The sequence below is a fragment of the Paraburkholderia sp. BCC1886 genome (assembly GCF_900996245.1).
In the GTDB taxonomy this organism is placed as follows: domain Bacteria; phylum Pseudomonadota; class Gammaproteobacteria; order Burkholderiales; family Burkholderiaceae; genus Paraburkholderia.
The window spans coordinates 500,146-513,116 of the sequence record NZ_CAAJGK010000041.1 but is presented as its reverse complement, the minus strand read 5'-3'; the positions used below and the strand labels follow the sequence as shown (position 1 = coordinate 513,116).

General features: G+C 63.7%; 11 protein-coding genes. 4 read left to right on the top strand and 7 right to left on the bottom strand.

What is annotated here, in order from left to right; all coding sequences use genetic code 11:
- The first annotated feature begins 103 nt into the window (after positions 1-103).
- Together FQ746_RS11950 and FQ746_RS11945 are read left to right on the top strand one after the other, a co-directional pair.
- Positions 104-805, top strand: a complete 702-nt coding sequence (locus FQ746_RS11950; RefSeq protein ID WP_144109554.1) for a peroxiredoxin — start codon at positions 104-106, stop codon at positions 803-805.
- A complete protein-coding gene (locus FQ746_RS11945; protein ID WP_144109553.1) occupies positions 805-1,314 on the top strand; it encodes an ArsR/SmtB family transcription factor in 510 nt (169 codons plus the stop codon). The genes FQ746_RS11950 and FQ746_RS11945 overlap by 1 nt, the downstream gene beginning before the upstream one ends.
- A gap of 5 nt (positions 1,315-1,319) precedes the next feature.
- Here the strand turns inward: FQ746_RS11945 and FQ746_RS11940 are convergent, their stop codons facing one another.
- The 3 genes from FQ746_RS11940 to FQ746_RS11930 form a co-directional block, all read right to left on the bottom strand.
- Positions 1,320-2,648 (bottom strand): LLM class flavin-dependent oxidoreductase, encoded by a 1,329-nt coding sequence (locus tag FQ746_RS11940; RefSeq protein ID WP_144109552.1) that lies wholly within the window; start codon positions 2,646-2,648, stop codon positions 1,320-1,322.
- Positions 2,649-2,714: 66 nt separating this feature from the next.
- Complete coding sequence (locus FQ746_RS11935; protein WP_144109551.1) at positions 2,715-4,070, bottom strand: LLM class flavin-dependent oxidoreductase; 1,356 nt, start codon at positions 4,068-4,070, stop codon at positions 2,715-2,717.
- Between the two features lie 142 nt (positions 4,071-4,212).
- Positions 4,213-5,220 (bottom strand): Tim44 domain-containing protein, encoded by a 1,008-nt coding sequence (locus FQ746_RS11930; RefSeq protein ID WP_144109550.1) that lies wholly within the window; start codon positions 5,218-5,220, stop codon positions 4,213-4,215.
- 250 nt (positions 5,221-5,470) lie between these two features.
- Between FQ746_RS11930 and nhaR the strand changes: the two genes are divergently transcribed.
- The gene (nhaR, locus tag FQ746_RS11925) at positions 5,471-6,367 is read left to right on the top strand and encodes a transcriptional activator NhaR (RefSeq protein WP_144109549.1); all 897 of its coding nucleotides are present in this window, start codon (positions 5,471-5,473) and stop codon (positions 6,365-6,367) included.
- 134 nt (positions 6,368-6,501) lie between these two features.
- Positions 6,502-6,912 (top strand): hypothetical protein, encoded by a 411-nt coding sequence (locus tag FQ746_RS11920; protein ID WP_144109548.1) that lies wholly within the window; start codon positions 6,502-6,504, stop codon positions 6,910-6,912.
- 21 nt (positions 6,913-6,933) lie between these two features.
- Here the strand turns inward: FQ746_RS11920 and FQ746_RS11915 are convergent, their stop codons facing one another.
- The 4 genes from FQ746_RS11915 to FQ746_RS11900 all read right to left on the bottom strand — a co-directional run bounded on the left by FQ746_RS11915 (position 6,934) and on the right by FQ746_RS11900 (position 12,941).
- Positions 6,934-8,685 (bottom strand): ShlB/FhaC/HecB family hemolysin secretion/activation protein, encoded by a 1,752-nt coding sequence (locus tag FQ746_RS11915; RefSeq protein ID WP_144109547.1) that lies wholly within the window; start codon positions 8,683-8,685, stop codon positions 6,934-6,936.
- A 43-nt stretch (positions 8,686-8,728) separates the two neighbouring features.
- Entirely contained in the window at positions 8,729-10,915 is a 2,187-nt protein-coding gene (locus tag FQ746_RS11910; RefSeq protein WP_260854004.1) for a beta strand repeat-containing protein, read from the bottom strand.
- A gap of 486 nt (positions 10,916-11,401) precedes the next feature.
- On the bottom strand, positions 11,402-12,295 hold the full coding sequence (locus FQ746_RS11905; RefSeq protein ID WP_144109545.1) for a LysR substrate-binding domain-containing protein: 894 nt from the start codon (positions 12,293-12,295) through the stop codon (positions 11,402-11,404).
- Positions 12,296-12,356: 61 nt separating this feature from the next.
- Positions 12,357-12,941, bottom strand: a complete 585-nt coding sequence (locus FQ746_RS11900; RefSeq protein ID WP_144109544.1) for a DUF4865 family protein — start codon at positions 12,939-12,941, stop codon at positions 12,357-12,359.
- Between the last annotated feature and the right edge of the window lie 30 nt (positions 12,942-12,971).

The window sequence follows — 12,971 nt, the reverse complement described above, 5'->3', positions numbered from 1 at the left end:
CGTGATTAACCAAGTATCAATTTCCGAGTTTCGCAAGTCAACGAACGAAAAACGCTTTCGTTATTCTGCAATCAAGGCTTAGACGCCATCACAGAGAATTCGAATGGATAGCATCGGAGAAGACAACCGTCCCGTCAGGCCACCGTTTCTTTACGAGGCAGCGCCGGACTTCGAGGCGCGCTCCACGATGGGCATGATTTCGTCGGCGTCGTATCGCGGCAAGTGGCTGCTGTTCTTTTCGCATCCCGCCGATTTCACGCCGGTCTGTACGAGCGAGCTGATCGCATTCGCGCGCCACGCGCAGCGCTTCAAGGAACTGGATTGCGAGTTGCTGGCGCTCTCCATCGACGGACTGTATTCGCACCTCGCTTGGCTGCGCAGCATTCAGGACCGCTTCCAGATCGACATTCCGTTCCCGGTGGTCGAAGACCCGTCGATGGCGGTCGCCAGGGCGTACGGCATGCTGCCGCCCAAGGCGATTTCGTCGAGCACGGTGCGCGGCATGTTTCTGATCGATCCCGACGGGATCATCAAGGCGATTAGCTGGTATCCAATCTCGACCGGGCGCTCCGTGGAAGAAGCGTTCCGTCTGTTCCAGGCCGTGCGCATGACGTGGCAGGAAAATCTCTACGCGCCGGCCGACTGGCAGCCGGGACTGCCCTGCGTGGTGCCGCCGCCGAAAACCATCGGCGACGCGTCGGCGCGACTCGCCGAAGAGAATGTTGCCGACTGGTACTACCAGACGCGCGAAAGCCAACCGGCCGCCGCGCCAAAATCGAGCAGCCCACGCCGGGGAGCACGCTGATGAGCGTCGATATCGACAAGCCGGAGCTTATTGCCGTGGCCAACGGTTTGCGCATCGTCAGCCATCCTAGCCGGCTGGCGATCGCGCTGCTGCTGCTCGACGGTCCGTGTGCAGTGTCCGAAATCGAGGCGACGTTGAGCCTGCGTCAGCCGAACCTGTCGCAGCATCTCGGGATATTGCGCGATGCCAATCTGTTGAGCGCGACGCGGCAAGCCAAGTCGGTCGTGTACGAGCTTGCCGATGGTCTGCCGCGCGAACTGGTGCGCGCGCTCAGCGGGGCGATCGATCGCGTGAATCGTCCTTCTCAAGCGACGCCCAATGCGAAGAGTCAAACGGCGACCAGCAGCGCGCATGAAACGAAACCGGCTGCCGCAACGCCGGCTGCTGCGAGCGCCGACAAGCCGGCGAGCGCCCCTGCCACGCACGGTGCGCCGTTACGCGCGACCTCGGCCGAGTCGGACGACGGCCTGCTGTTCGCGCATGTTCTGCAGCGTCGTACCGACGCCTGAGTCGCTCATGCCGGCCGGGGGAAGAAGCGGTTCTCCGGCCGCGGCAGTCCGAGGTTTTCGCGCAGCGTCGTGCCTTCGTATTCACGCCGGAAAAGCCCGCGACGCTGCAACTCGGGAATGACCTTGTCGACGAAATCGTCGAGGCCGCCCGGCAGATACGGGAACATCACGTTGAAGCCGTCCGAGCCCTCCTCCACCAGCCACTGCTCCATCTGATCGGCAATCGTCGAAGCGGTGCCGACCATCTCGAGTCCGGAATAGCCACCGATACGCTGCGCCAGTTGCCGCACTGTCAAGCCGTCGCGCTGCGCCCATTCCACGACGCGTTGCCGCGACGTGCGGCTCGCGTTGGTCTCGGGAATGTCCGGCAGCGGTGCGTCGGGGTCGAGCTTCGACACGTCGTGACCCAATGCGATCGACAGCGAAGCCAGACCGCTTTCGTAATGCACGTAGGTGTCGAGTTTCGCGCGCGTTTCGCGGGCCTCGTCCACCGTGTCGCCGACCACGACGAACGCGGCGGGCAGGATTTTCATGTGATCGCGCGCACGGCCCAGCTTTTCCATGCGGCCTTTGACGTCGGCATAAAAACGCTTGCCGTCGTCCAGCGTGGTTTGCGCGGTGAACACGACCTCGGCGGTTTCGGCCGCGACCTGTCGCCCGGATTCCGACGAGCCCGCCTGCACGATCACCGGCCAGCCCTGCACCGGACGCGCGATGTTCAGCGGACCGCGCACCGAGAAGTTGTCGCTCCTGTAATCCAGCACATGCAGCTTGTCCGGGTCGAAGTACGTGCCGCTTTCGGTGTCGCGCACGAAAGCGTCGTCGGCCCAGCTATCCCAAAGGCCCGTCACGATGTCGAAGAACTCTCTCGCGCGGCGATAACGCTCGTCGTGCTCGACGTGTTCGTCGAGACCGAAGTTGAGCGCGGCGTCGGGATTCGACGTCGTCACGATGTTCCAGCCGGCGCGGCCGCCGCTCAGATGATCGAGCGACGCGAAACGCCGCGCCACGTGATAAGGCGTTTCGAACGTCGTGGAGGCGGTGGCCACCAGACCGATCCGCTCGGTGACGGTCGCGAGCGCCGACAGCAAGGTCAGCGGTTCGAACGAAGTGACCGTGTGACTATGCTTGAGCGCATCGAGCGGCATGTTGAGCACCGCGAGATGGTCGGCCATGAAGAACGCGTCGAAACGGCCGCGCTCGAGCGTCTGCGCGAAATGCTTCAGGTGCTTGAAGTTGAAGTTGGCGTCGGGGTAGGCACCCGGAAAACGCCAGGCGCCGGTGTGGATCGTGGTAGGACGCATGAAAGCGCCGAGGCGAAGCTGACGTGACATGAGCGGTTCCATCGGAGAAGAGATGGATCAGTTTAAGCGTGCTTCGCTTCTGCTGCTCGCGCACGGTCAGGGGCGGTACCCGACGGTGTGGACGCGATGCGCAGGCCGGCGCAGTCCGAGGTTCTCGCGCAACGTGCCGCCTTCGTATTCTTCGCGGAACAGTCCGCGCCGCCGCAATTCGGGCAGCACCAGTTCGATGAAATCGTTCAATCCGGTCGGCAGTACCGGCGGCATGACGTTGAAGCCGTCGGCGCCGTAATTGACGAAACGCTCTTCGAGTTGATCGACGATCTGCTCGGCCGTGCCGACGAGTTGCCAATGCCCGCGCGCGCCCGCAATGCGCAAATACAGCTGACGTATGGTCAGATTCTCGCGTCGCGCGAGATCTAGCGTCAGCACCTGGCGGCTCTTGCTGGCATTCGTTTCGGGCAGCGGCGGAATGGGTCCGTCGAGTGGATAGCCGGACAGATCGAATCCGCCCGTCAGTCCCGATACCAGCGCGAGGCCGACTTTCGGATCGACCAGCGACTGCAGTTCCTCGAATTTCTCGCGCGCTTCGCTTTCGCTGCGGCCGACGATCGGGAACACGCCGGGCATGATCTTGAGATCGTCCGGCTGGCGGTCGTAGGCCTGCATGCGGCCTTTCACGTCGGCGTAGAAATCGACGGCGTCCTGCAGCGTTTGCTGCGCGGTGAAAATGACTTCGGCGGTTTTCGCGGCCAGCTCGCGACCGGCTTCGGACGAGCCTGCCTGCACGACTACCGGATGCCCTTGCGGCGAACGCGGCACGTTCAGCGGTCCTTTCACCTGGAAGAAGCGGCCTTTGTGATCGAGCACATGACGCTTGTCGGGATGGAAGAAACGCCCTTCCTGCTTGTCGCGCACGAAGGCGTCGTCTTCCCAGCTGTCCCAGAGTCCGGCGGTGACGTCGGCGAACTCTTCGGCGCGCTGGTAGCGCTCGGCGTGATCGAAATGCTGGTCGCGATTGAAGTTCTTCGCCTCGTGTTCGCTCGACGAGGTCACCAGATTCCAACCGGCGCGGCCGCCGCTGATGTGATCGAGCGACGCGAATTTGCGGGCGATGTGATACGGCTCGTTGAAACTCGTCGAAGCGGTCCCGACGAGGCCGATACGTTCGGTCACGGCGGCAAGTGCCGATAACAGGGTGATGGGTTCGAACTGCGCCACGTAGCTATGCGCGGTGCGGCTTAGAAACTCGACGTCGTCGCCGCGTGTGCCGACGCCGTCGGCGAGAAACACGAGGTCGAATTTAGCTGCTTCGGCAGTCTGCGCGAGCTTCACGTAGTGGCGAAACTGCACGCCGGCGTCGGCTTGCGACTGCGGGTGCCGCCACGCGGCGATGTGGTGTCCGGAGGGATAAAGGAATGCGCCGAGGCGCAGATGCCCGCTACGTCTCTTCATGGAGGTCCAGCGAAATGGGTTGACCGGCGTCCCGCCCGCGCGTGATGGTCCGGATCGGCAGGAAGCGATCCATCGACGTTAACGCGCGGGCAGACGCAGGGCAACCAAGCAAAGCTCATAAGGATATGAGCCCGCTTCGCTTTCAGCTTGCTATCTGCTGGATGCCGGCCAGTTGCCACGGCATGTCGCCGTGAGTGGGCCGCACCAGGTTCCAGACTTCTTCGAACGGCTCGGCCATCGGTGCATCGTCTTCCCGCATCCGGCCATGAAAGCGCACACTGACCAGCGTTTCGCTACCCTGGACTTCGCTGCCCAGCACCTCGGCTTCGAGTTGCGTGACTTCGGTCTGGCTTAGCGCACGGCCCCGGCTTTCCAGATCCTGCTTGAGGCGTGCGAACATCTCCGGTGTCGTCAGTTCGAACAGGTCGCCCTGATCGCTGCGGTCCCATGCGTTCTGAAGTCGCAGAAACATGGCGCGCGACGAGGCGAGGAAACGCTCCTGATCCACGCCGGCCCCGAGTTGCGATGCGTTAGTCACGCCGGCCGCGCCGGCCGCGCTGGCTGCGCCACTTGCCCAGCCGCGCAAGCCCCATGCCTTACCCGATCCGTCCCGTGCCGTTGCTGTCCGCTCTGCCTGTTGCTGCTGCAGCGGATGATTCGAAAACGGCGAACCGCCCTGTTGCGAACGATTGATCGCGCCGTGCCCATACGCCAGATCGGGACGGCGGCGATTGGCGATAAACCGGAACAGCATCACACCGGCAAATACCACGAGGCCGATCAGCATGGCGTTCGAGAGCATCTGCGCGAGCCCCTCACCCAGACCGAACGACGATAGCAAAGCCGCGATGCCGAGACCCGCGGCGAGGCCGGCGAGCGGCCCCATCCAGCGGTTACGCGGTGCGGCAGCGCCCGGCGCTTGCGCTGCCTGCTGGGCGGGTTGGGCCTGCTGACCGCGCTGGGCGGCGCCGTTCGGCGTCGCGCTCTGCGATTGCCGGCCGAGACTTTGACCGCCGCCGACGCGCCGCGCTTCGGCATCGTTCGAGGTCATGGCGCCCAGCGCCAGAAGTCCGGCGAGACCGAGCGCCGCCGTGCCACGCGTCAGCGTGCCGGCGGCACGCCTGAGTCGATCGATGATCTGCGAGTACATATGAACCTCTTCGGATGAGTCAGGACACTGCCCGGATCGCACCGCTCGATGTAAAGGGTGCACCACATTACGGACAGTAAGTTGACCGGGTACTGAAACCGGCCGCCTTGCGCGACTTCGCTGCAAGTCAACACGCGTTACGCTGCGGACGAGGCCTCAATCTAACCGAAGCCTCATCGACGGAAAATGCGTATTTTTATTGTCAACACTACGAGAAAACCGTATCGTCGCCCGATCCATGGAGGGCTTCGTGAATTTCAAGCATCTGCATTATTTCTGGGTGGCCGCGCGCGCAGGCGGCATCGTGCGGGCCGGCGAGCAGTTGCATATCTCGCCGCAAACGCTGAGCGGGCAGATCAAACTGCTCGAAGAAGCATTGGATAAAAAACTGTTCCGCAAGAACGGCCGCAATCTGGAACTCACCGACGCCGGCCGGCTCGCGCTCGATTACGCCGACGAAATCTTCTCGCTGGGCTCGGAGCTTGAAAGCGCGGTGCGGCGCGAGAGCGAGTCCGCGACGCAGGCGCGCTTTCGCGTCGGCATCGCGGACTCGGTGCCGAAAGCGATTGCGTATCGACTGCTCGAACCGGCGTTGAGCGCTGCCGCCTCGGTGCGCCTGATTTGCCACGAAGGCAAACTGCACGCGCTGCTCGCGCAACTGGCCGTGCATCGGCTCGACCTGATTATCGCCGACGCGCCGATTCCCGCCGACGTGAACATCAAGGCGTTCAATCACCGGCTCGGCCGTTCCACGCTGAGTTGTTTCGGTGCCAAGTCGCTCTTGCAGGGCAGCAGGAAGCGATTTCCGTTGTCGCTCGCAACACTGCCCGTGCTGCTGCCGGGCACCGAATCGGCGGTGCGTCGCAAGCTGGATCACTGGCTGGCTTCGCATGCCATCTCGCCGCGCGTCGTCGGCGAGTTCGACGACGGTGCAATGACCATGGCCTTCGGTCGCGAAGGCCGCGGCGTGCTGTTCGCGCCCACGGTGCTGGAAAACCAGTTGCAGGCGGAACACAGCCTGACGATGCTCGGGCAGATCGACCCGATCGTCGAAGAGTTCTTTGCGATTTCGATCGAGCGGCGCATCAGTCATCCGGCCGTCGCGATGATCATGGACGCAGCGCGCAGCGAGCTGTTCACCGTCTAGCATCGATGTTTCAGCGTGTGTGAGACCGCGCACACAAATCGCTTGCCGGTACTGCGCGGGTCCACCATCATGCAGCGTGTCGCAAACCCAAACGCAAACGCAAACCCAAACGGTTCCGCTTACTGGACATCACGATGCCCTTATCTTTCGCGCGCCTTTCGACTGGTTTCATGTTCTGCGTCATTGCCACGAGCGCGGTTTCGCAGCAGCAAGATCAGAACATCGTTCATCGCCACACACTCGCCGATAAGGAAGTCCTGATACGCGCACACGCCGAATGGAACGGCTCCTGCGTGGCGCTCGCCCCGCCGCGTATCGACGTGACCGACGCACCGGCGCACGGTCATATCGATCTGCGTCCCGGCGACGCGCCGCTCGGCTCGAATTACGTCGGCGGTACGAACTGCGAAGGTCGCATGGGTCCGGGTATTCAGGTGATCTATGTGCCGGACGGCGCGTTCCACGGCTCCGATGTCTTCACCTACGAAGTGCAGTATCACCGCGGAACCGCACGCACCATTCAGGCGAAGATTTCGGTCGAATGATTCGCTGGTTTGCAGGCGCGCTCAACTCCCGATCGACACGTACAGCAGCACCATCGGCGCTTTCGATCCACCCGGCGTCGGCGCGCGTAACGGCACGCCGTACGTACAGCGGAAATCGACGAAGCGCGACCATTGCAAGCGCACGCCTGCACCGATACTCGCGAGCGAACCGTTACTGATTTCGGCGGGCTGGTCGATCCGGTTCCACACGTGCCCGGCATCGAAAAAGACAAACGGTTGCACTAGCGCACTGCTCGTTCCGAGCGCAACACCGGGCGAGCGCAATTCCGTCTGCAGGTTCCAGCCGCGATCGCCCAACACGACATAAGGCGCGTAGCCGCGCACGCTGGTCTCGCCACCCAGCCCCATTTCCTCACTCGGCAACAACGTGTTGGCGGTCCATTGAAACGCGCCACGCACGCTCAGCGTGATGCCGCCGCCGAGCAACAGCGCGCGCAGGCCGTTCAGTTGCAGATACGCGTAACGCGGCGTTGCACCTTGCCGCGCCGCGTTGAACGCCGCGTCGTCGTTCGCGCTTTCCAGCCGGCCCGGACTCGCGACGAGTGTGGCCGACGCATGTTCGGTACCGGCATCGGTCGGCTTGCTGATGTCGTAGGTCAACAGAAATTGATGCACATGCGTGTTCGAGTTGAACACCTGAAAACCGCCGAATTCGAGATCGTTGTTGCTGCGCTTGAAGTCGTAGCCGAACTGGATCAGTTGCGCCGTATCGGTTGTCGTCGGCAGCCGCCAGTCGTAGCGGGGACTGATTTGCGCAGAGATGCCCGTCTGCCCGTAACTGTCGGGCAGACGTGGCGTGCTTTGCGCGTACACACCCGATAACTCGAAGCTGTCGCCCCACGGTAGCGGCGCCACGTAGTTCAGCGCGTGCGCCATGAAGCGCGCGCGATCCGGGCGCCCTTCGATCTCGGGGTTGCCGCTGAAGAAGTCGTTGCTGGCGGTGAACTGGTAGGCAATCTGCTGGTCGAGGCCGAACAGGTTGCCGTAGTCGAGGCCCGCGAAAAAGCGGTCGCGGCCTAACTCGCGCACGCCGGCATTGTCGTAGCCCGCGTTCACGCGTAACGGCAGACGGTCTTGCGTTTCGAGCACGACGTCAGTCGTGTTCGACGCCTCACCGGGGGCGAAGACGGCGTCGACTCTTCGATACGGATTGGCGTTGAGCACGGCCAGTCCCGACGACACGGCGGCTTGCAGGATCGGTCCGCCCGCTTCGAGCGGCATCTCGCGCCTGAGCAGCGCATCGGCAAAATAGCGATTGCCGCGTGTGCGAACCTGGCCGAGCCGGAACTCCGTCACGTCGATACGCACCACGCCCGAGCTGACGTCCTGCTCCGGCACGAAGACATCCACGAGCGGTTGGCCCGCTGCACGATAGCGCTCGAGCACCGCGCGCCGGATTTCGGCGAGACGACCGAAGCTGAGTGGCTTGCCGAGGTCCGCTTCGAAGGCGCCGAGAAATGCGGTGTCGAGTAGCGGCAAGCCGTCGGCGACGATGGGTGAACGAGGCGGGCCAGTCGCGGCCGCCCCGCCGGCCGGTTCGAAGATCAGCCCGTTGAGCGCGGCGACCGCGATTGCCGACGATTGCGCCTGCGTGTCCGGCGCCGGCGCAATCGGCGCGTTTCGCGGCGCCTGCGGAACCGGCGGTGGCGCGACATCGCGATAAGCTTGCGCGCGCAACGACGACGAATACACGCCAGCCGTCACACATAGCGCGATCGTCACGCAATGCAACGCGTGCGCCACGCGCTTCATCGCACTTGCCGGGGGGCCTGCAAGATACGCGTCGTCGGCCAGCTCAATGCTCAAGCTGCCAGCGCAGAACCGGATGCGTCGCGTCCGACGTCATTGCCCACACGCCGGTCGGGCTGAAGTCGTAACCCACGAAGCTGGCCGGGTTGCTCATCTGGGCCGTCGTCAATCCGTTGGTTGGCGGTAGCGTGCCGCCGCTAATGGCCTGACCGGTCGTTTCCGTATTCCAGTAGACGTTCGACGCGAGCGTGCCCGAGCCGAAACCGATCACGCCGTGCGTGGGCATCGACCGCGTTTGGACCGCGCCAGTGGCGAACGACTCGCTGACGCTGCCGTCATTGATGCCGACCAGTCCGCCCCCGTAGCCCGTCGAATAGATCGGGCTGACGCTGCCCGTCGCATACGACTGCGTAATCGAACCGAGGTTGTAGCCGACGAGGCCTCCGTTCGCGTCCGAGCCCGATACCGACGCACTGCTCCACGAGCGCTCGATGCTGCCTTCGTTGCGCCCGACCAGTCCGCCGAAGGTGGTGCCTTCCTGCGAGTTCTCGCTGGCAACGCCAGTGGTGTACGAGTTGGCGATCAACCCGAGGTTGACCCCGGCGAGAATGCCGCTACCGTAATAGCTCGTGGTGACCGAACCATTCTCCACGCCGACATCGCGCAACACGCCGGCTTGCCCCACGACGCCGAAGAGACCCGACGAATAATCCACGCCGAAGTCGGCGATCTGCACGTTCGCGTTGAGCACCTTGTGCCACATGCCGTCGAACTGGCCGGTGAACGGCGTCGTGTGATTGCCGAGCGGCGAGAGCGTCACGCCGCTCGCGTCCACGTCCTTGCCGAGCGCGTAATTGCCGGCCAGATTCTGCGAGACGTTCTGCAGATCCACGACGTTGTTGACCAGCTTGTACGCGGTAATCTGCGTGATTTGCCCGCTGCCCTGTGCGGCCGCCCATGCCGCGTTCGCGAGCAGCGTTCCCGCGCTATAGGTGCCGGTCATGTCGTAGAGCGCATTGACGATGCCGGTGCTGCGCGACCAGTCGATCACGCCCTGGCTGGCAATCGAGCCGCCGTTGTCGAGGCTCGCGGCATCCGCGCGCAACGTCAGATTGCCGCCGCCCTGATTGCTCACGGTGACACCGGCGCCGACCGTCAGCGTGCGATATGCGGCGAGCGTCAGCGAGGCGTTGCCCTGCCAGCCAATTCCCGCATTCACGGTAATGTCGCCGCTATGGGTGCTGCTGCCCGTGGTTTGCACGGCGACCGATGTGCCGTTGCCAAGACCCGCCGATAGTGCGCGAGCGGCGTTACTGTCGACCGTAAAACCGGGGGTCGTGATATTCCACTGCTTTGCCGTGACCGCCATGCCGGCCGCGGGGAAAGTCAGCGTATCCGCGCTCATATCGACGGTGCCGTTGGCGGCGTCGATCGTGCCGCCCGGGTGTAACTCGCCGTGACCCGCAACCAGCCAGACATGACCGTCGCGCGTAGCGGTGGCGGTCGCGCGAATCGCCTCGTGATTGGCGGCGACCGCGTAGATGTTGCCGTCCATCGCCTGCAGATTGACCTGGGCCGCCTCGATGACACCGCTCGTCATCAAGGTTCCGCCCGTGCCGGCCTGAACGAACACCTGCTGACCCGACGAGGAATCCTGCAACAGCACTTGTTGCGCGACGGCCAGTTCGGCCGTCCCATTCGGCGCGCTGACCGTGCCCCCGTTGAGGACCGCGGTTCGCGCGATCAGGAAAACGTCGCCGCCGCTCGATGAAATGGTTCCGAGATTGACGACGCCAGCGTTGGAGTTGCCCGAGAGCGTCAGCGGCGAGCCGTTCATGAAGGCGGTGTCGTTGCTCACGTCGAGCGTCGAGGCGACGAAGCGCCCGGTCGTGGCGATGACGCCTCTCGGTCCGACGAGTACCCCTTGCGGGTTGACGAGGTAGACGCTGCCGCTTGCGGAGAGCGAACCGAGAAGCAGCGACGGCGAGCCGCCCGTCACCCGGTTGAGCGTGGCGCCGTTGCCGTTGGCGAACACGACGCTGTTATTGCCGCCGATCGAAAAACTGTTCCAGTCGACGACGCCGCGCCCCGAGGTCTGGGTGATGGTCACGGTCGTGCCGCTGCCTTTTATCGAGCCGGCACCTGCCACGAAGTTTCCGCCGGCTGGCAGCAGACCGGCGGCTTGCGAGTCAGGCGGGATGGAACAACAGACAATCGCGAGAAAAACAGGCATTAACACTAGAGGCCGTGCGTGATGCACATCGGTCCGGTACACACGATGTGCCGCACATGACACCGACGGAACGTGGTTCATGAAGCCTCCAGCTATTGTTGGAATTGATTCGGGATCCTGCGGGAGGCAGAAATTCCGTGACTTCACGCGGCGTTATTGCAACGGTCCTGCCGCCATGAAATGCACGGCGATTATGGCAGGCAAATCGAGAGATCGAATGGCGATGAGTCGTGGCGCATCTACTTAATCGGCCTAAAGTTCGGCGCAATTAGCCAGACACGCGCGGCGTCAGGACAGCGAGTGCCGCAGCGGCGATGAACCGCGCAGGCATGTCGCCGGATAGTGGCCGGGATGGCGCGCGGCAGTCATGGCGATCATGGCAAGCTCCATCGATGGAACTTCGCCACTACACGCCCAGATGCGCCGTCTCGTCGACTAGCAACGCGGTTGTCGGTCGCGTTCGTCGCGCCCGGAACGACCTGGCCCTCACCGCGCGTTTTTGATTTCGTCCTGTATCGTGCTCAACACGATGTCGGTGAGTTTCGCAACCGCCGCTTGGGGCTCGGCCTCCGCGCGGTGAAGCGCAAGCGGTATGGCCGGCAACGATGGCAAGCCGAGCGCATTGGCATCGAGCGCGACCAGCGTGCCCGGCAAACTGATCGTCGTACGCACGGTGATGCCGAGGCCCGCATCGGCCGCCGCCCAAAGACCCGACAGGCTCGGGGACGTGAAAACGAGCCGCCACGGAATGCCCGCTTCGTCGAGCGCGGCCACGCCGGCCGAACGGAACGAACACGGCGGCTCGAAAGCGACCAGCGGCAACGGTTCCGATCCGGCGTCGTACCGGCCGGCCCAGTCGGGACTGCCGATCCACGCTATGGGCAGTTCGGCGATCTGTTCCGCGTGAGGCGCGGCGCCGCCGTCGCCCCATACCAGCGCCATGTCCAGTTTGCCGGCCATCGTTTTGTCGACCAATGGCGCGCTGCGGTCCACGTGCACCTCGACGCGCACGCGAGGATGCGCCTTGGCGAAGCGTCCCAATACCGCCGGCAGAAACGTGTCCGCGAAATCCTGAGGCAGACCGAGCCGCACCCAGCCTTCGAGTTCCGCGCCACGGATGGTATCCACCGCCTCGTCGTTGAGTTCCAGCAGGCGTTTTGCGTAGCTCAGCAAGCCTTCGCCTGCCGTGGTCAGCGCGAGTCCCCTGCCCGACTTCTGCACGAGGGGCTGACCGATCTGTTCTTCGAGCTTGCGCAACTGCGTGCTCACGGCGGACTGTGAGCGGCCAAGCCGGTCGGCCGCGCGCGCGAAGCTACCCAGTTCGAAGCCGGTGACGAACGTCCGCAGAATGTCCATGTCGAGATTGGTGCGCACGGTCATGGTTCGATTACTCCGATGAGATGCCGCAGCAGGTGCGGATGGTCAGAGCCGCCATTGTGGCCTAACGCAGGTCTTCGACCGCGGGGGCCGACACATGCAGCACCTCGTAACTGTCGGCGTGAACGGGCAGTTCGGATTGCGGCTGTTCCCAATAGTCGAAACGGACCAGCCGCCAGTCGTGCGGATCGAGACCCACGGCTCGCGCTATCGGACCTTCGGTGCGGTGGATCAGATCCGATGCCTGTTCCGTTTCACGCCTTCGCAGATCGACCAGATCGGTGTGCGGCGACAAGGTCTCGTCCTCGCGCGTTACCGACGCGATGAGCGCCGGGTCGCTCAACCGGTTCGATCGCGCGAATGCGAAGCCTGGCCAGGTCTCGACCGGTGGCACGCCGAACGCGTCCTTGATGGCGCCAAAAGCGGGACCGGCGAGAAAGCCCCACATGGACTCGACATCCGGCCACAAATACACGGGCGCATATTGATTGCTGCGTGCGCCGAACTTCCCCTTCTCGCGGATCAGAAAGCATTTGAGGCCGAGCCCGGCAAACGTGTCGAACGACGCGCCTTTCCCGGCGACACGGCGGCGAATGATCTGCATGTCGTAGTCGGCGGGCAAATCGATCCGATATTGCTTGATGAACATGGTCGCGGTTCCTTCTGGTCTCGACTGGTT